Source organism: Streptomyces sp. SID486 (genome assembly GCF_009865385.1).
Classification (GTDB): Bacteria; Actinomycetota; Actinomycetes; order Streptomycetales; family Streptomycetaceae; genus Streptomyces.
Genome location: NZ_WWJT01000461.1, coordinates 1 through 18,741 on the forward strand (window position 1 = coordinate 1; position 18,741 = coordinate 18,741).

The following is an 18,741-nucleotide window of genomic DNA, read 5'->3' on the forward strand; positions in this document are numbered from 1 at the left end:
CCGCCGTCGTGCCCACCGTCAGAGCCGGACGGTATGGTCCTCCCCGACGATCGGCGCCGGTGTTCGCTCATTCTCGCCACTCCTCAGCCCAGGACCCGGCCCCGTCGGCGCCGAGCGGCCGCCCACGGAGTGCCCTCTTGGGGTCAGCCGGGGAGCGCTTGCACTCCCCGGCATCTCCTACATGTTGTAAGAGTAAGGTGTGCCCGCACTACGCGTGCAGCCACCCCCTGGTCAGAGGCACGAGGCAGCGGGTTCCCGTCTCGGCGTCTGCCCGCCGACCCTCGACCCGCACAGCCGGCGGCGACGACCGAATGCGTCAGAGGTCGGGCTGCCGCTCTCCTTTCGGCTGGGCTGAAGCAAAGGGTGAGCTGGTCACAGGGGTCGGTTCGGTGATGCGCAGACGCCGTCGGCTGCGGCTTGCGAACGAGACGCAGAGCACGAGCGCCGTGACGAGCGACAGGAAGCCGCCCAGGATCAGGCCGGAACGGGCGCCGAGGGTGTCCGACACGAGACCGACCAGCGGGGCGCCGACGGGGGTGCCGCCGAGGAGGACGAGGAAGTAGACGGACAGGACGCGGCCCCGCACATGTGGGTCGGCATGGAGCTGGATCAGCGCGTTGGCCGTGGTGGTCACGGTCACCGCGGCACATCCGGTGAGGAACAGCAGGGCCAGGAACGAGCCGTAGCTCGGCATCAGGCCCAGCGCGATTTCCAGTGCGCCAAAGCCGATCGTGGTGGAGGTCAGACGGCGGGCGGTGGGGGGCCTGGGGTGGTTGGCCCAGTAGATCGCGCCGAGGAGGCTGCCCAGAGCGTAGGCGGCGGAGAGGCAGCCGAAGGTGGCGGCGCCCGTGTGGAACACCGTGACGGCGACGAGCGAGGTGGTGACCTGGAAGTTGAGGCCGAAGGTGCCGACGAAGGCGATGAGGCTGATCGGCAGGAGCAGTTCCGGGGTGGTGGCGATGTGACGGAGTGCGTCGCGCGCCCGGGTGGGGCCGGCTCGCGGGCGGGCGGGGGCGTTTGGTGCGTCGGTACGGATGGTGATCAGGCCGTAGAGGACGGCCAGGTACGAGGCGGCGTTCAGGAGGAACACCGGGCCGGTGCCGAAGGCCGCGACGGCCAGGCCGGCGAGGGCCGGCCCGACGCTGCGGGCCACGTTGAACTGGGCGGCGTTCAAGCTGACCGCGCTGGCCGTGCGCTCGCGGGAGACGAGTTCGCAGATGTAGGCGTTGCGGGCGGGACCGTCCACGGCGGTGGCGGTGCCGAGGGCGAAGGCCAGGGCGTAGACGGACAGCAGGTTCACCGCTCCGGTGACCGTGAGCAGTCCCAGGAGAAGTGACTGGGCGGCCATCGCCGTCTGGGTCAGGAGCAGCGTCCTTCGCTTGGGGTACCGGTCGGCCAGGACGCCCCCGGTCAGGCCGAGCAGGGTCTGCGGCAGGAACTGCAGCGCGGTCACGATGCCGACCGCGCTGCCGCTGTTGCCGGTGGTGTGGAGGACGAGCAGGTCCTGGGCGGCACGCTGCATCCAGGTGCCGATGTTGGAGACCAGCTGTCCGAGGAGGTAGCGCCGGAAGTTCCGAACGGCGAGAGCATGCGTCGCCGACAGGCGGAAGACGGTGCTCACGACGTACGGCGGGCACATGTGTCGCCTGCGACGGGCGCGCCGGCGTCGTCGAGGTGATGGAAGGTGGGGTGGGGGTGCATGAGGAACGCGTGGTGGGAGATGTTCCATGCGTAGGCGCCGGCCATGGCGAAGGCCACGCGGTCGCCGACGCGCAGCCGTTCGGTCATGATCCGGCTCGCCAGTACGTCCTTGGGCGTGCACAGCTGTCCGACCAGCGTCACCGGCTCGTCGCGGACCTCCGGACGGTCCCAGGGCCGGAGCCAGGTGTCCTCGGGGATCACCTCGAAGGGCTGGTCGTGCTGTTTCGCGGCCGGGGTGCGCAGGTGGTGGGTGCCTCCGCGCAGTACGGCGAACGCGTGCCCTCGGCTGAACTTGATGTCCAGGACCTGGGTGACGTACCAGCCGCAGTAGGCGGTGACCGAGCGGCCTGGTTCGATCCGGAGGGTGAGGCGGGGGTGGCGGGCGAGGATCCGGCGCAGTCCGGCGCCGAGGGCGGCCCAGTCGAACACCGCGGGCGGATGCGTGTAGTCGACGCCCATTCCGCCGCCGACGTTGACTTCACGCAGGTCGATTCCGCGATCACGGGCCCAGTTCCCGGCCCAGGCGAGGATCTTGTCGACGAGCCGGAGATGGGACCGGGCCTGGAGGCCGCTGGCAAGGTGGAAGTGGAGGCCGCGCAGTCGCAGGCCCGGGGCTGACTCCATCACCTCGAGGCAGCGGTCCAGTCGTACGGGATCCATGCCGAACGGCCCGCCGCCCATGGCCAGGGCGACTCGGCCCACGTCGACGGGCAGGTTGACGCGCAGCAGTACCTCCACGGTCCGGTCGCCCAGCAGGGTGGTGAGCAGGCGGAGTTCGTGTTCGCTCTCGATGTGCAGGCGTTCGGCTCCCGCGTCCAGCGCGCGGGTCAGCTCCTGCTGCGTCTTGCCGGGGCCGCCGAAGGCGATCGGTGCGTCGGGGACGATGGCGCGGACGTGGTCCAGTTCGCCGCCGGAGGCCACCTCGAAGCCGTGGACGTGTCCGGCGAGGGTTCGCAGGATCCGGGGGTCGGAGTTGGCCTTGGCCGCGTACAGCAGCTCCACGCGTTCCGGCAGTGCGGCCCGGATCGTACGCACGTGCTCACGCAGGTCCGGCAGGTCGTAGACGTAGGCGGGCAGATCGTCGTCGGGCAGTGCGGCGACGAGGTCGGACGCCTCGGGCCTCACCGGACCACCTCGCGGGGGAAGTCCCTCCCGAGCGGGCTGGGCACGGGCACGTAGGTCGCGTGCCGGTCGGCCTTGCGGGACCAGCGCAGCAGCAGGTTCGCCTTGGCCGGCAGCGGTACGCCACACAACAGGGCGCGCAGGCGCGGCGGTTCGGCGGCGGTGCGGGCGTAGGCGGCGAGGTGGTCGCGGACCAGTCCCCAGAGGGCGGGTTCCAGCGTCGGGTCGAGGTCGGCCAGGGCGCTGAGCATTTCGGCGGTGTGGTTGACCAGGAGGCAGTACGCGACCCGGTTCCAGCCGTGTTCGGGATCGTAGGTGAGGGAACCTCGTACGTCGGGCGGGAGGTCGGCGAGGGCCTGCCGGTGGCGGCCGGGCAGGAGCTTGGTGCCCTCCAGGTCGCGGAAGAGCATCTGCGCGGGTGTGCCGTCGCCGTCGACGCCGACGACGACGTTCTGCAGATGGGGTTCGAGCACGACACCGTGTTCGAAGTAGGCGGCCAGCACCGGCGGCAGCAGCAGCCGGAGGTACGCGTCCCACCAGGCCAGGACGTCTCCGTCGCCGCGGGCGAGCAGTCGCGAGACGTGGGCCGCGCCGGTCGGATACTCGTCCGCCACCGCGGCGGCGAGCAGGGGTGTCACCCCGGGACGCAGATGGTGGCGCAGACCGGAGCGGACGATGACACCGAAGCCTTCCAGGAGGGCGGTGTCGCCGGGCGTGTCCAGGGTCCGGTAGCCGGGCTCGGCCAGGAGCGCGCACCCCGGGAAGCGGCCGGCGAGTTCGGCGAAGACGGGCTGGAGCAGCCGTGTGAGGGCGACAGCGCCGGACAGTTCGTAGCCGGCGTGTCTGCGGACGCAGTTGGTGATGCGGACGTTGAGGCTGAACTTCAGGAACGCGTCGGTCCCGGGGTCGTACAGGGTCCGCACCGAGGCGGTCGGCACCCACTCCGGGCCGCCCGCGCCGGTGTCCACGACATCTCCGGCGGCGACCGCCTCGCGCAGCCGGCCGTGGTCCTTCAGCAGCCGGTGCTGCCAGGGGTGCACCGGAAGTACGGCGAACTCCGGGTCGAGGCCCGGGTGCAGCGTGTCCAGCGCGTGGGTCTCGCCCTCCTCCCGCACGAGGTGGCGGCGTACGGCCAGATGGCGCAGACGGAAGCGGGCACCGGTCTCCGGGCCGAACGCCAGCCAGTCCGCCGGGTCGCCGGTCCGGGCCTTGGGGGTGGGGTGGAAGCGGTGGCCGAACACCAGGGACTGCTCCGAGGCCACGTACGGGTCCGCGTGCGTCCGGGCGCCCGCCCGCGCTTCCAGTACGACGCGGATCGTCTCCCGGCTGTCGGCGACCTGGCTCAGGAACTCCTCGTTGCCGAGCCCGGTGCGCTGTTCCAGTTCGTCCTGGACGAGGCCGGCCAGCTCTCGCCAGTCCACGGTCACCCAGGCGTCGCCGTCGAGCCGCTGCACCGGGCCCTGGAAGCGGTGCGCTCCGATCGACGAGACCCGGCGCAGCGCCGTGCGCAGCAGGAGATCACGGCGGGGCAGTCGTAGCAGGAGGTGGTCGTCGACGACCGTCACCTGGTGCTCAGGGGCGGACACCTCGCGGATCAGGCAGTTGAGCAGTGTGTGGGTCGTGACGGTGTCGGCTGTGCGCGACGGCTCCGCGGTCTGGGCGGGGACGGTGGTGGCGATGTCGGTGTGGGGGGCTGCGCTGGTGGTCATGTGGTCGCTCCAGTGGGACAGCGGTCGGTGCCGGTGGTCAACGGCACAGCGCCAAGGGGTTGGGGACGGACGTCCATTGCGCGGCGCCCGGGTTCTCGGACAGCCGCATGGCGATGGTCGCCTTCAGCGGCATCGTGTCCGCGAAGAACGCCGCCGCGTCCTCCTGGTCCGGCAGGCCGGCGAAGACGCGGCGCCCGACCTCGGCGACCGCGCCCCACAGCGCCCGTGGATCAGCCGCCCGGGCCCGGCCGAGGACGTCGACGAGTTCGCTGAAGACCCCGCTGATCAGGCCGCCGAAGAGCTTGGTGTGCAGGGCGCCCACGTCGTCGCCGGCGCGGCTGCCGAGCAGCGGCGGCAGCGTGAAGCCGTATCGGGCCAGGCGGTGCGGGCTGACCCGTACGCCGTCCAGGTCCCGGTACAGCACCCGCACCGGCCGCCCGTCTCGCAGGACGACCAGGGTGTTCTGGCCGTGCGCCTCCAGTGCCACCCCCATGGACAGCAGCGTCAGGGCCGGCGGCAGGACGAGGCCGGCCAGGTCCGCCAGCCAGCTCAGCGGGTCCCCCGACACCATGGCGGCTCCGGTCGCGTGCACGGCGGTGAGCGGTACCGCGATCTCACCGGGGTCGAGGTGGCGTTCGGTCGACTCGCGGATCATGGCGGTCAGGCTCGCGGAGGGCCGTCCGTCCACGCACACCGAGCCGCCGCCCAGCTCCCGCAACACCCGCAGCATGCCGCTGTGTCCGGCCTTGTCGACGACGGCCGCGACCAGGTCGGACAAGGGGGGCCCGTCGGCGGCCTCGGCCGGGGAGATGGTGCGCCGGTAGTTGGTGACCTGGACGTCGAGCGCGGTCTTGATGTGGCACCCCGACAGGACGCCCAGCGGTGCGAGGGTGCGCAACGACAGCAACGGGCGGGCCGGGACCGTCTCCTCCACGACGGCCAGGTCGGGGTGGTGCCCGAGCACGTGGTCCCGCTGCCAGGGGTGCACCGGCAGCAGGTACGCGTCGCCGTCCCGCAGTGTGGGCGGCCAGTCGCCGGCGCCCTGCCAGCGGTCGGCCGGGACCCGGAGCAGCGCGAGCGGGACGACCGGGTGGTGCTCGGGCGCGTAGGCGAGCACATCGGCGACGGACATGCCGGTGCGCGTCCGGCAGCAGGGGTGCTGCGGGTGGCCGTCGACGACCGCCTGCTCGGCATCCGCCGAGTCGGCCGGAGGAACCTTCCGGTCCGTGTTCGCCGCCCTGGCCAGGGCCAGGTTGACGACGCTGTTGTCGAGCTCGGCCGCCAGCCGATCCGCCGCGGGGGTACGCAGGCCGAGCTGCGCCAGCAGGTGGGCCGGGTCGCTGATCGGCCCCTCCGGCCCGGATACGGCGAAGTCCCGCGGAACTTCGGCGAACGGCCGGGCGTCGGCCTCGGCCGCCGCGAGTGAACCGCCCCGTCGCAGCTCGACGACCAATGATGCGGACTCACGGCGACGCGTGGTCACACCGGGCAAGGGCTCTCGTGCGAAGGCCCCCCACAGGCGGCTCAGCACGGTGGCACGTGCTCCCGGGAGTGCCGTCGCGAAGGGTTCAGCCAGGTCAGGGCGGAGGAGACGTAGTTCGTCATGGAACATGCGGTGTCCCTGGTTCTCACGGTGGCGGTTGTCCGGTGGTGCTCCGGTGGCACCAGCCGCGCAACCGACGCTACGGGAAGACGATCAAGCGAATTGCCAGAGCAAAGACAGCAGGAGGTCCGGGATTCCCTCGAAGCGGCGTTTCGCCTTGCGCGATTCCAGCCGCCCGGCCGAGGAGGACGCCGGCTCCCGCGAACTGACCTTGGCTCAGATCCCGACTGCCACCTGGGGACCGAGGACCGGCACCCGACGTCTTAACTCCTGGCTTGCGCCACGCTGGCCGGCTCCTTGATGTCGTCAACACGACGCGCCTCGGTGAATGGGCCGATCGTGGAAGATCACCGGCTCGGGGGAGCCTGCGGCGTTTGCGCCACGCGCGGTGGCCGCCGTCTGTGAGCCTTTCGGCATGCGTGTCTTGCTGATCGAGGACGACGACCGGGTGGCCGGCCCGTTGGCGGAGGGACTGCGCCGTTTCGGGTTCGCCGTGGAACACGCCAGAACGGGGGCCGAGGGTCTCGCCGGGCCGGAGGTGGCGATGGTGCTGCTGGACCTGGGACTGCCCGACATGGACGGCATCGACGTCTGCCGGGCGCTGAGGTCCCGTTCGTCAGTGCCGATCATCATGATCACGGCCAGAGACGACGAGGTGGACCGTGTACTCGGTCTCGAACTGGGTGCGGACGACTACGTCTCCAAGCCCTTCGGCGTACGGGAACTCGTCGCCCGGATCCGTGCCGTGACCCGCCGCGCCCGCCCCGCGGTTCCGGACACTCGGTGTGAGTCCTCGAAGCCCTGGGACGAACTCAGGCGCCCCGGGGCACCCGACATCCAGCGGCTCGGCCCTCTGACCGTCGATCGTCGCACCCGGCAGGTGCGCCTGCACCAGTCGTCCATCGCCCTCGCGCCCAAGGAGTTCGACCTGCTCACCTGTCTCGCCGAGGACCCCGGTGCCGTCTGCTCCCGCCGGCAGATTCTCGACACGGTCTGGGAACCGAACTTCTTCGGCCCCACCAAGACCCTGGACGTGCACATCGCCGCGCTGCGCCGCAAACTGGGCGATGCGTCCTGGATCGAGAACATCCGCGGAATCGGCTTCCGCCTCGTCCTCCCGGCATCCCTCGACGCCACGTCCGCCGCGGTGCAGGTGCGCGGCGGAGAGAGCCGGTGACGCGTCGCCTCCTGCTCAGCCACCTGAGCCTGATACTGCTCGTCCTGCTCGCGCTCGAAGTGCCTTTCGGCGTCTTCTACGCCCGCAGCGAGCTGTCCCGCTTCTCATACACGGCGGAGCAGGGGGCGATGACGCTCGCCGAGGTCTGCGAGGACAAGATGGAGCACGGTCTGACATCCGACCTGCCCGAACTGGCCGACGCGTACGGGCAGCGGACCGGCGGCACCGTGCTCGTCGCCGACCGCCGGGGCGTCGTCCTCACCGACACCGCCGCCCACGCCATGGTCGGCAAGGACCTGTCAGCCGAGCCCGACATCTCCTCGGCACTGCACGGTCACCCCGCTGTCGGCACGCGCAGGGCCCCTCCCCCGGACGGTGAGCACCTCTTGGTCACCGTCCCCGGCGGGTCCAACGCCGCCGTCGCCTGTGTGGTCCGTACGGTGTACGCACTGGGCCCGCTCACGGCCAGGGTGCACACCACCTGGCTGGTCCTCGCCGCCGCCGGGCTCGGGGTCCTCGCGGCCGCCTCCTTGATCGGGTTCGCTCTCGCGCGCTCGATCACCCGACCCGTGCAGGCCCTGGAACGCGCCACCGCCCAACTCGCCGAAGGCCGGATCACCGATCCACCGGCCGCCGACCGCGGGCCACCGGAACTGCGCCGGCTCGCCGCGTCGTTCATCCGGACCGCGACCCGGCTCCAGCACCTGCTCCAGGCTCAGCAGGCGTTCGCCTCCGACGTGTCGCACCAGCTGAAGACACCCCTGACCGCACTACGGCTGCGCCTGGAGAACTTCGAGCCGCACCTCGCCTCCTGCGCCCAGGACAGCCTCGACAAGGCACTCGGGGAGCTGGAGCGCCTCAGCCGCATGGTGCAGGGTCTGCTCGCGCTCGCACGGCTGGAGAACACCGAGATCCGGGCGGAGGCAGCCGACCTCGGTACCGTCGTCGCCGATCGCGCGGGCATCTGGACCGCCTTCGCCGACGAACAGCAGGTCGACATCATCGTGTCCGGAGGCACGTCCCTTCCGGTCTTGGTGGTCCCCGGCGCTCTGGAGCAGATCATCGACAACCTGCTCTCCAACGCGCTACGGGTGTCCGCACCGGGAACCTCCGTCACGCTGGCCGTCGTCGACACCCCCGCGCAAGGCAGCCACACCCCGCCCATGGCCGAGCTGCATGTGATCGACCAGGGCCCCGGCATGACCGAGGCCGAACGACACCGGGCCTTCGACCGCTTCTGGCGAGCTCCCCATGCCGACCACGACGGCACCGGCCTCGGTCTGGCACTGGTCCGGCACCTGACCCGAGCCGGAGGTGGCGACGTCACCCTGGAGGCAGCCCCCGGCGGCGGACTCGACGCCGTCGTCCGCCTCCGGCACGCCGAATGCCACACGCAGCAGAATCGCCCTGTCACCACAGCGGACATCGACTCGGCCGCCCGATCCGCACCTGCACGGTGGAGCGCGGGTGCTCCATAGACCGACCCTGGCTGCACGTGGGCCCGTGCAGTGCACGGTGCAACCGGGTTGGCCGGTGGGGTCAGCTTCGAGTCGGTGATCGCGGAGACGGTCTGTTCACGATGACAGCGATCGCGTTCATCGGCCTGGGCGCCATGGACTCCCCCATGGCGGTCGACCTCACCAGAGCCGGATACTCCGCCGCGGCGTCAGCCGCACCCCGGCAAGGCGGCGCCGCTCCTCCGGGCCACCGGGGGCGGCCGGCCGTCGTTCATGGGCCTGGCGGGGTGGGACGTAGGGCGAGGAGGGCGATGTCGTCGGTGCTGCCGGCGCCGAGGCTGAGGATGAGTTCGTCGCAGAAGACGTCGAGGGGTGCCTGGGCGAGGGCGGCGGTGTGCCGGCGCAGGCGGTCCAGGGCATCGCTGAGGGATTCCCCTGGGCGTTCGATCAGGCCGTCGGTGAACATGAGCAGCGTGGAGTGGGCCGGCAGCGGGCTACGGGCGGTGGTCCTGGGAAGGGCGCTGTCCACGCCGATGAGGAGACCGGAGGCGGAGTCCAGGTACTGGGTGTCGCCGTCGGGACACGTCAGGAGCGGCGGGAGGTGTCCGGCGGAAGAGTAGTGCACTTCCCATGGGCCGTCGTGCGGGCCTTCGACGACGGCGTAGGCGCAGGTCGCGGTGGAGTCCGGGTACAGGGTGAGGGTCGCGAGGTCGAGGCGGCGCAGTACCTCCGCGGGCCGGTCCTGGCAGTCGACGGCGATGCCGCGGAGCATGTTGCGCAGCTGGCTCATCGTCACGGCGGCGTTCAGGTCATGCCCGGACACGTCTCCGATGACCACGGCTGTGTCGCCGTCGGGCAGGGTGAAGGCGTCGAACCAGTCGCCGCCCACCTGGGCGGTGGTGCTGGACGGGGCGTAGCGGGCGGTGATCTCCATGGACGGGATGTGCGGGAGGCGGGGCAGAAGGGACCGTTGGAGCCGCTCGGCCGTGTTGCGGGTGTGCTGGTGCAGACGGGCGTTGTCGACGCTCAGTGAGATGCTCTTCACGAGGTCGGCGACGAGGAGCGCGTCCTGTTCGGTGAAGGGGTCGTCGTGGCCGGTGCGTACGACGATCAGGGCGCCCAGCACCTCGCGGCGGGCCCGCAGCGGCGCCATGATGGTGCTGTCGGCGCCCAGCTGCTCGAACAGCCTCAGCTGCCGGGCGTCCAGGGCGCTTTCCGCCTGGTCCGGTGAGGGAATGTCGGTGATCAGCAGGGGTCCCGCGCCGTTCAGTACCCGGGCCAGCGGTCCTCGCGCGTTCTCGGAGACCGGGGGCAGCCTGCCGAGGTCCACCCCGGCGCTCAGTGCCCGGGGCTCGCGGTGGACGACGCAGACCCGTTCGGCGTCCCCGTGCTCGTCGAGCAGGTCGACCACGCACCAGGTGGCCGTCCGCCGGGTGAGGACGTGGCACACCCGGCGCAGTCCCTCGCGCAGGTCGAGTGTGCTCGACAGCGCACTGGTGGTGTCCGCCAGCAGGCTCAACCGCTCCCAGGACCGTGTCGCCTGCTCACCGCCGGCCCGCGGCGCAGCTGCCGCGCCGGTGTGCGGCCGCACCGCGGTCCCGGTCCCGGGTCGTGATACCGGGCGGTCCTCCCCGGGGGCCGTCGCTCGGGGCATGAACTGGCCGATGCGTACCGTGCGGCCGTCCACCGCCTCCTGGCTCTGGACGTGCAGACGCACATGGACGAGGCTGCCGTCGTGGTGCAGCGCCGGGAGAGGGATGGACCGGCCCATGATGCGGGACCGGCCGGTCAGCCGGAGCCGGGTGAACCCAGCGCGATGGCGCTCGCGCAGATGCTCGGGGATGAGCACGGTCAACGGTCTGCCGATCAGCTCGTCGGTCTGCCATCCCAGCAGGTCGGCCAGTGCGGCGTTGGCCGCGATGATCCGGCCGTCGTCGTCGGCCGCGACAGTCGGGACATCGCTGTCCTCCACATCGCCGGCGTCCCACGGCGCCAGTTCGACGGAGGTTGCGTCCGGCATGCCGGGCAGCAGCGTCCACGCGGTGGGCGGACCCCCGGAGAGCTGGGTGACCAGCTGGTCGAGCACCCATCGGTAGTGGGTCCGCACGTGCGGCGGCGCAGGGAGGGTGAGCAGGGTCCCCAGCTGCGCCGCCGCGTCGCCTTGTTCGAGAACATGCCGCAACGTGTCCACGGCCGGCGCGGCGTCCAACGGGAAGGCGATGTCCAGGGTCACCGTGGCGCCGCCGGTGACCGTCTCCTCCAGTGCGGATGTCATGCACGCGTTGATCACGTGGGCCACATCGCCGGCGACGAGCAGCGCGGGGCCCGACACTCCGGCGTGCTCCTCGACGCGTGTGGTCAACATCAGTTCTCGCAGCATCCCGTCACCGTGCTGCTGCGCCGCGCGGAACACGGTGTACGGCATGTCGATCAGCGTCACGGTCGCGGTCCGTCCGCACACGGGCACGGACTCCCACCCGGACGTCGGCGGCACCGGGGCCTTGGGCCACAGCTCGAACCAGACCGTCTTGCGGCCCTCCCCGACGTGGGCCCCATGACTGGAGGCCAGCTCCTCGACCACGGCAAGGCCCCGCCCCGTACCGGCGTAAGGCCGGGGCTCCCGCGGCACCAGCGGGCGGTCCGGCCGTCCGTCGCCGACTCGCACCCGCACTTGTCCCTCGTGCGACCAGATCCGCACCTCCACCTCGGTTCGCGCGTGCAGCACCGCATTGGTCACCAGCTCACTGGTCAGCAGCTCGGCGGTGTCCACCACCTCCGGCGCGACACCACGCAACACCGACCGCACGAACCGCCGGGCCAGCGGTGCGCTGCGCGTCTCCGGAGGAAAACGCCGGCAGAGGACTCCGGATGGGCTGGAGCTGTTCATAGCACCATCAATCCCTCTGACAGGCGCAAATCTAACTTGCCCGTGCAGGGTGATCCACCGATGCGGGGACGTCTCTCGCCTTACCACCGCGACGGTGTGCGCGGTAAGGGGGTGGCGAGGTGGGCCCGCTGGTGCGGTGGTGGGTGAGGAGGTCGGTGATGTCAGGTCATGGCGTGTGAACCGGGTTCGGTGCATGGGTTGTTCGTACGCCGTCTCAGCAGGTCGGAACCGTGTGACGCGGCTCGGGCCTACAAAGTTGGTCACGCCCTCGTACAGGGCGAGGTCGGGCGACGCCGGGGCGGGCACGTGCGGACCATCGGTGGGCGGCGGTCAGCAGGTCCCGGCAGTCGCACGAGCCGCGCGAGACGACCGGGGCCACCGGCGGCGCCTTCACCGGTCACCGGGTCCGCGGCGGCGCCTCGGCCCTGCTGCCGGGACGGTACGACGACACCGGCCGCCTCCACCGCACCGGTCGCACCCTCCAGCCTCTCCCCGGCAGCCGGCGGTACAGCGCACGTGGCCGCCGGCGGCCGAGGCTCAGGCCCGCCCGATCGCCGCCTCGGCAGCGGCGGCGAAGGCGTCGACGTCCTCTTCCGTGGTGTCGTAGGAGCACATCAGCCGCACCTCACCGCGGTCCTCGTCATTGAGGTAGAGCGTGTACCGGTCCGCAAGACGGGCGCGGGCCGCGTGGGGAAGTGTCGCGAACACCGTGTTGGCCTCGACGGGACGGCTGACCGTCACTCCCTCCGTACGGGACAGAAGGGTGTTCAGCCGTGTCGCCATGGCGTTCGCGCGCCTCGCGTTGCGCTGCCACAGGTCCCCGTCGAGGAGCGCCTCGAACTGGACGGACAGGAAACGCATCTTGGAGGCGAGCTGCGCGGAGCGTTTACGCAGATACGGCAGGCCCGAGACCCGGGACGGGTCCAGGGCCACCACGCACTCCCCGAACAGCAGGCCGTTCTTCGTGCCGCCGAAGGACAGGATGTCGACCCCCGCGTCCGTCGTGCAGGCGGACAGGGGGACTCCCAGGGACACCGCCGCGTTCGCGAGGCGCGCGCCGTCCATGTGCACGGCGAGGCCGTGGGCGTGCGCACGAGCGGTCAGGTCACGGATCTCCGCAGGGGTGTAGCAGGTACCGAGTTCCGTGGCCTGGGCCAGGGAGAGAGTCAGGGGCGGAGCGGAGTGCACGTCGTTCGCCTCCGCCACCGCTGCGTCGACCAGTTCCGGGCTCAGTTTGCCGTCCGTGGAGGGCAGCCCGAGCAGCTTCAGCCCCGCCATGTGCTCCGGACCGCCCCCCTCGTCCTCGTTCAGGTGGGCCTGCTCGGCGCAGATCACCGCTCCCCAGCGGCTGGTGACGGCCTGCAGCGCGATGATGTTGGCTCCGGTCCCGTTGAAGACGGCGAACACCTGTGCGTCGGGCCCGAAATGACGGCGGAAGGTGTCCTCCAGGTGAGCCGTGTAGCAGTCCATGCCGTACGCCTGCTGATGGCCGCCGTTGGCCACGTGGAGCGCGGAGAGGACCTCCGGGTGGGCGCCTGAGCAGTTGTCGCTGGTGAAATCCCGCCGTCCGGGGTCGTGGCGCCGGACGGCGGCGCCGACGGGCAGTGTGGACGGCACCAGACGCGCCACAGGGGTCGTCGCAGGCCGTACCCGCGGCGGTGTCCCCTCCCTTCAAGCGCCGGCGACGTAGGACCAGTACGGCTCGACGAGCACCCCCAGCTGCCGGGCGGTATGGAGGATGCGGTCAGGTTCCTCTCCCCGGGCGAGGCCGTACTCGAGTACCCGGAGGGTTCCCTCGGCGACCTCGGGCGGCGGCCGGTCCCCCCAGCTCTCCATGTAGGTGAGGACGGGGCGGGGAACGTCCGGCAGCCGGCGTGAGGCGGAGACGAGGGCGGAGAAGAGGGTGCACCAGGTGGAGAGGTCCGTGTGGAGGTAGAGGGCGGCTTCGGCGGGGCCTGCCTGGGTGCCCATCCAGGTGAGGTCGCGCACGACCCGGAACAGGCCCTGGTCGACCGGTACCGGCGGGATGCCGCCATCGGTGAGGCCGACGGACGAGGTGGCTTCGCGCAGCAGTCCGCGAGCGGTGGCGATGGTGTGCAGGACGAAGGAGAACAGGGTGGCCGGGATCTCGTGGCGGTGCCGGGACACCAGCAGCGCGTACGTGGAGAGTTCGGCTTCCTGGCACTGGTACTCGGCGAGCACGATGCGCTTGAAGTGGTCGGTGTCGATCTCCCCGGTCCGGGCGAGTTCGACGAGGCGGTTTCCGCTGACGAAGCGTTCGACGTCCGGTTTCATCGCTTCGACGAGTTGTTCGGCATTCATGTGGTCTCCCGTGACCGATCGGAGGGGTGAGGGGGAGGGTGCCGCCGGGCGCGGGGCCACCGGGACGGGGGAGGGTGTTCCGGTGACCATCCGGCCCCCCTGGAAGACGTACCGGCTGCGGCTGGTGGCGGTGATGTCGTGGAAGGGGTCGCCTTCGAGGGCGACGAGGTCGGCCGTGGCGCCGGGGGTGATGGTGCCCAGGTCGGGGCGGCCGAGAAGGTCGGCTGCGACGCAGGTGGCCGCCCTCAGGGCACGCAGGGGGGTGTATCCGTGGGCGAGCATGGTGGGGAACTCGCGCCAGTTCTCGGCGTGGGGGAACATCCCGGCGTCGGTGCCGAAGGCCGTCTTCACGTTCGTCCGGGCGGGACGCAGCAGTCCTTCGCGCAGTGCCTCGGCGTGTTCTCGGTAGTTCGCGCGGACGATCGCCGTGGAGCTGTCCCAGAAGCCGTCGTCGTCGAGCCGGTCGAGGAAGTATGTCTGGGCGTAGTGGGTCGGCACCAGGAACACCCCTGCGTCCTCCATGACCTGGTAGGTCGACGGAGTGGCGAAGCAGCCGTGTTCCACACTGCGCACTCCGGCCTCGACGGCGCGCAGGATGGCACGGTCGGTGAACAGGTGCGCCGCGCAGGGAAGTCCCAGATCGTCGGCGGTGGAGACGATGGCGTGCATCTCCGCGTCCGAGTACGCGGTACTGGTGGGGCTGTCCACGGGTGAGGAGAATCCGCCACTGCCCGCGAACTTGATCCAGTCGGCGCCGGCCCGGGACTGCTCGCGCACCGCGCTGCGCAGCCCTTCGACGCCTTCGGCCAGCGTGCCGATCTGGTGCCCGTACCGCAGAGCGAGGTCGGGCTGTTTGTCCCCGTGGCCTCCGCGGGGCGTCAGGATGTTGGGCGCCGCCAGAATGCGGGGTCCCTCGACGAGGCCGTCCTCGACCGCCTGGCGCAGGGACACGTTGAGTGGCAGGTGGGCACTGCCCAGGTCCCGCACGGTGGTGAAGCCGCGGTGCAGCAGGGCGCGCAGGACGGGCACCGCGGTGAGGGTCTGGTAGGCGGCGGGCGCCGTCTCCGCGGCTTCGTCCAGAAGGTGGACGTGACAGTCGATGAACCCGGGCAGCAGGGTGCAGCCAGGCATCTCGACGACGTCCGCCTCCGGGCCGGCCGGGAGGTCGGGTCCGATCTCGGCGATCCGGCCGTCGCGTACGAGGACGCACAGGCCGTCCACCGGTGTGTCCGCGACCGCGTCCCACACGCGGTCGGGCCGCAGCAGCAGGTCTCTGACGGGGGGTGCGTGCATGGGTACCTCCGGGACGGCGGTGCGGGTCGGGTCGGGCGGACGGGGACCGGCCACTGCGGGCAGGGCGCCTGAAGGGCCTGTGGTGTCCTTGGTCAGGGAAGGGTGAGCGGTGTGTACCGGGGGTCGTCCCACAGGTCGCCGGGTCCGGGGTTGCCCGGTTCCGGCCGGGCGCCGAGTTGCCGCAGGACTCCCCAGGCGGCGTTCAGGCCGGAGGCGAGCGCGTGGTCGACCCAGCCCGGAGACCACGAGGTGTCGTCACCGGCCAGGAAGAGGGCGTTCGGCGGTTCTCCCGGTACGGCGGCTGTGCCGCTGAAGTCCTTCATGAAGTGGGCGAACAGATCACGTTGGTAGGGGTGGTCGCCCGGACACGAGAAGCGGCTCAGACCACGGAAGTTCCGTTTGTCCTCCCACGACACCGTCAACGTCGCCGCGGCGTCGGCATGGGCGCGCAGTGCGTCCGCCACCTCTGGGTGGATGTCGGCGAGATCGCGGATGAAGAGGGCGAGACGTTCCTCCGGGGCGGAGGGTGCCACCTTCATGGCGTCCTGCGCCCAGGTGAAGCTGAGGTCCACCACACCGCGCCGGCCCCCGGGTCCGCGCGGTGGGCCGTAGTCCAGGGTGTAGGCGGCCCTCGGCAGCCGGTCGGTGAGGGTGACGCCGTCCATGGACGTTCCCTCCCAGAAGGGACTGTCCACCACGAGCGCGGTCTTGGAGGACTGCCAGTAGTGCAGCCGGCGGATGGCCCGCCACAGGCGCGGGCCGAGCGCGGGGGTGTGGGCGGCGGTGGAACGCACCTCCACACCGGTCTCCAGCAGACGCAGCTGGGGGGTGAACACGGCGGCCGCGTACCGTTCGCTGCGCCCGTCCTCGCTGTGCACCACGACCCCGCGAGCGGCGTCCGGTTCGACGTCGACGGCCCGCACGGCGGGGCGTAACGCACCCGCGTTGGCGGCCTCCAGGCTGCGGGTACGCCCGTCGGGGCCGGTGGTGCGGTGTGCCCAGAAGCCCTCGGCCAGCCGGCTGATGCCGTCCGGCGCGTACAGCAGACCGCTTCCTTCGGAGCACAGCAGCAGGCGCAGGATCTCGACCATGCTGAGCTCGAAGAAGGAGTCCCAGACCGCGGGTCCTATCCCGGCGGTGCCCAACAACCGTGCCTGATCATGGCTGAGGCCCGCGCCTTCCGGGTCGCGCAGGAAGCGGTAGAAGGACCACATCTCGAACCTGGTCAGCACCGTGCGCCAGCGGCGGCGCACCGCGGTGAGGTCGCGGGCGGCCACGTCTCGCTGGATCTGGAGGAAGCCGATGCGGGCAAGCGCCCGCTGCCAGCGTGTGTGCGCCTCGCGGAATTCCTCGTGGAGGTCGTAGAGGTCTTCCAGGCTCCCCGCCGGGTACTGCCGGCCGTCGACGTCGAGCACGGTCAACGGCGTGGGAGCCGCGTAGTTGTCACGGAAGGGCTCCAGCCGTACGTCGAACGTATGACCGTATTGGCGCAGCAGTCGTGCGGACTCGGGGAACCGCAGGCAGCCCAGCTCCACGACGGCGCTGTCCCCCTCGTCGAGTCGCCGGCTGTACATGCGGCCGCCCAGGCGCCTGCCCCCCGGCCCGTCCTGGCTCCGTTCGGCCTCGTACACGACCGGTCGGCAGCCCGCGCGCAGCAGTTCGTAGGCGGCCGCCAGTCCGCTGGCTCCCGCTCCGATCACGGCGACGCGCGCATCCGCGGTCCTCTCGGGCAGCCGCCCCATGCGTCGGCCGTCACCGACGTGCGCGGCGTAGTCGAAGGGGAAGTCGACCTGCAGGTCGCTGGCGGGCGGACGGGTGCTGGGGCTCATCGCTGACTCCGTCGGGGAAGGGCGGGAAGGTTCCAGGTGTGCACGGGGCGGGCTCCCTCGGCGAGCCGTGCGTAGCGCACCGTCAGCTCCTCGAGGAGCGGGTCGGGCCGGCCCGCACCGGCGACGCGTGCGCCCCCGTCGCCGGCCGGTCCGGCTGGAGTGACCGTCCGTGTCGCGGTGACGCCTTCCGGTGCGGGCGGGAGCACGCCTCGTTCCGGTGCCGTGGCGGTGGGTCCGGTCGTCTGCCGGTCCGCCTGCCACGCGCACCTCTCCCGCCGGCTCAACGCCTCCAGCGTCCGCTGCTGCCACCACGCCCCGGTACGGCCGGACGCGGCCCGGCGGCCCAGCAGGTCCAGCACGCTGTCCGCCTCGGCGGCGTCCACCCCGGCCGTGACCAGTCCTTCCCGCGCCCGCGGCAGCAGTTCCTGCACCAGGGCGCCCGCCTCGTGTCTGCGGGGCGCGGAACCGGGTGAGGGCCACCACAGGCTCGCCCGCAGTCCGTCACGCGCGGCCCGGTAGAAGTTCTCCCTGGCGTGGGAGAACGGCAGCTCCCGCGCCACATCGCGGCCCTCGGCGGCCAGGGACAGGGTGAGACCGACCAGGAACGCCGTGTTCGCCGCCATGTCGAGCGGGGTCGGTCCGGAGGGCAGTGCCCTGAATTCGATCCGCAAGTGCCCGACCGGGTCGTACACCGGCCGGTTCCACGGCCACACGGTGCTCACGTGCAGGCGCAGTTCCTCCAGTGCCGGGCAGCCGTTCGGCGAGACGTCGTCGTCCTCGACCGGGGAAGCCGCCGGAAGCAGGACGTCGTAGCCGCGCACGGCTTCCTCGAACGCCGCGAGCGGACCGCCTCGCAGCCAGGCGTGCCCGAAACCGACCCGCGGTCGTGACGTCCCGCGGCAGCTCGCGTCACGCTCCCCGAAGCCCTGTTCGTACACCGCGATGCGGGCTTCCTGCCAGCCGCGCCGGCCCAGCGGGAAGGGCGAGTTGCCCGCGGCGGCCAGAGCGGGTCCGGTAGCGAGCTGGGCGGCGTTGTACATGGGGCAGAAGACGTCCGGGGCCACTGTCAGGTGCACCTGCCACGAGCAGGCCGCGCCCTGGACCGCCACGGACTCGGCCCGCAGCAGTCCCTGATCGCCCTCCCCCACACACAGCCGGAACGGCGCGGGACGCCGCCGGGCCCACGCGCGTTCCAGTGCGTGGTAGCGCGGCAGGTCGGTCAGCGCCCGTGCCGTCAGGTCGGCCGGGGTCAGCGTGGGCAGGGTCCCGATCGGTACCGCTCGGGCGCCGTGGCGCGGCAGCGACCATGCGGTGATCCGCGTCAGCGCCCGGGACGCCTGTGCGGCCAGCTCCGTGAACGGAAGCCCCCGCAGGGCGACCGGCTCGAGATTGGCCTCGAGGTTGAAGCGGGCCACTTCGAGGGCGAGACCGTCGTCACCCAGTCCCTCGCGGACAGCCGCGTTCACCGGGACGGGACGGCCGTCCGGCCCGACCAGCGACAGTTCCAGTTCCGCACCCAGGGTGCTCGGCACCTGTCCGAACCGGGGCCGGGCCACCAGCTTCTCCAGTGCGGCGAGGCAGTCCGCCAGGCGGGCGCGGAACCGGTCGTACTCCTCTTGCGTGAATGCCACTCGTCCGACC

11 protein-coding genes are annotated in these 18,741 nt (G+C 71.6%); 2 read left to right on the plus strand and 9 right to left on the minus strand.

The window, feature by feature from the left end; all coding sequences use genetic code 11:
• Positions 1 to 316: 316 nt before the first annotated feature.
• The 4 genes from GT045_RS21830 to GT045_RS21845 are packed head-to-tail and all read right to left on the minus strand — an operon-like array spanning position 317 to position 6,015.
• Positions 317 to 1,621: an MFS transporter gene (locus GT045_RS21830; protein WP_345942712.1), complete on the minus strand. Its 1,305-nt coding sequence runs from the start codon at positions 1,619 to 1,621 to the stop codon at positions 317 to 319.
• Positions 1,618 to 2,826, minus strand: coding sequence for a type III PLP-dependent enzyme (locus GT045_RS21835; RefSeq protein WP_161287363.1), 1,209 nt, complete (start codon positions 2,824 to 2,826; stop codon positions 1,618 to 1,620). The genes GT045_RS21830 and GT045_RS21835 overlap by 4 nt, the downstream gene beginning before the upstream one ends.
• Positions 2,823 to 4,532 carry an IucA/IucC family protein gene (locus GT045_RS21840; RefSeq protein WP_161335158.1) on the minus strand — a complete coding sequence of 570 codons (1,710 nt, stop codon included), beginning with the start codon at positions 4,530 to 4,532 and terminating at the stop codon, positions 2,823 to 2,825. Before GT045_RS21840 ends, GT045_RS21835 begins: the two co-directional genes overlap by 4 nt.
• 37 nt (positions 4,533 to 4,569) lie before the next feature.
• A complete protein-coding gene (locus GT045_RS21845) occupies positions 4,570 to 6,015 on the minus strand; it encodes an IucA/IucC family protein (RefSeq protein WP_345942713.1) in 1,446 nt (481 codons plus the stop codon).
• A 535-nt stretch (positions 6,016 to 6,550) separates the two neighbouring features.
• Here GT045_RS21845 and GT045_RS21850 point away from each other — a divergent pair.
• Both GT045_RS21850 and GT045_RS21855 read left to right on the plus strand, forming a co-directional pair.
• Complete coding sequence (locus GT045_RS21850) at positions 6,551 to 7,312, plus strand: response regulator transcription factor (protein ID WP_161335160.1); 762 nt, start codon at positions 6,551 to 6,553, stop codon at positions 7,310 to 7,312.
• Positions 7,309 to 8,790 carry a HAMP domain-containing sensor histidine kinase gene (locus tag GT045_RS21855; protein WP_161335161.1) on the plus strand — a complete coding sequence of 494 codons (1,482 nt, stop codon included), beginning with the start codon at positions 7,309 to 7,311 and terminating at the stop codon, positions 8,788 to 8,790. The genes GT045_RS21850 and GT045_RS21855 overlap by 4 nt, the downstream gene beginning before the upstream one ends.
• Positions 8,791 to 9,040: 250 nt before the next feature.
• Here GT045_RS21855 and GT045_RS21860 read toward each other — a convergent pair whose 3' ends face one another.
• The 5 genes from GT045_RS21860 to GT045_RS21880 all read right to left on the minus strand — a co-directional run bounded on the left by GT045_RS21860 (position 9,041) and on the right by GT045_RS21880 (position 18,731).
• Positions 9,041 to 11,656 carry a SpoIIE family protein phosphatase gene (locus GT045_RS21860; RefSeq protein WP_161335162.1) on the minus strand — a complete coding sequence of 872 codons (2,616 nt, stop codon included), beginning with the start codon at positions 11,654 to 11,656 and terminating at the stop codon, positions 9,041 to 9,043.
• A 537-nt stretch (positions 11,657 to 12,193) separates the two neighbouring features.
• Entirely contained in the window at positions 12,194 to 13,273 is a 1,080-nt protein-coding gene (locus tag GT045_RS21865) for a low specificity L-threonine aldolase (RefSeq protein ID WP_161335163.1), read from the minus strand.
• 54 nt (positions 13,274 to 13,327) lie between these two features.
• Positions 13,328 to 15,271: an amidohydrolase family protein gene (locus GT045_RS21870; RefSeq protein WP_161335164.1), complete on the minus strand. Its 1,944-nt coding sequence runs from the start codon at positions 15,269 to 15,271 to the stop codon at positions 13,328 to 13,330.
• A gap of 92 nt (positions 15,272 to 15,363) precedes the next feature.
• Complete coding sequence (locus tag GT045_RS21875; protein WP_161335165.1) at positions 15,364 to 17,100, minus strand: FAD-dependent oxidoreductase; 1,737 nt, start codon at positions 17,098 to 17,100, stop codon at positions 15,364 to 15,366.
• Positions 17,097 to 18,731 (minus strand): glutamate--cysteine ligase, encoded by a 1,635-nt coding sequence (locus GT045_RS21880; protein ID WP_161335166.1) that lies wholly within the window; start codon positions 18,729 to 18,731, stop codon positions 17,097 to 17,099. Before GT045_RS21880 ends, GT045_RS21875 begins: the two co-directional genes overlap by 4 nt.
• Positions 18,732 to 18,741: the final 10 nt, after the last annotated feature.

Bases quoted from the DNA above. Each gene is read 5' to 3' on its own strand.
- GT045_RS21860 (WP_161335162.1), bottom strand. From the start codon at position 11,656: ATGAACAGCTCCAGCCCATCCGGAGTCCTCTGCCGGCGTTTTCCTCCG.
- GT045_RS21870 (WP_161335164.1), bottom strand. From the start codon at position 15,271: ATGCACGCACCCCCCGTCAGAGACCTGCTGCTGCGGCCCGACCGCGTG.
- GT045_RS21840 (WP_161335158.1), bottom strand. From the start codon at position 4,532: ATGACCACCAGCGCAGCCCCCCACACCGACATCGCCACCACCGTCCCC.
- GT045_RS21875 (WP_161335165.1), bottom strand. From the start codon at position 17,100: ATGAGCCCCAGCACCCGTCCGCCCGCCAGCGACCTGCAGGTCGACTTC.
- GT045_RS21850 (WP_161335160.1), top strand. From the start codon at position 6,551: ATGCGTGTCTTGCTGATCGAGGACGACGACCGGGTGGCCGGCCCGTTG.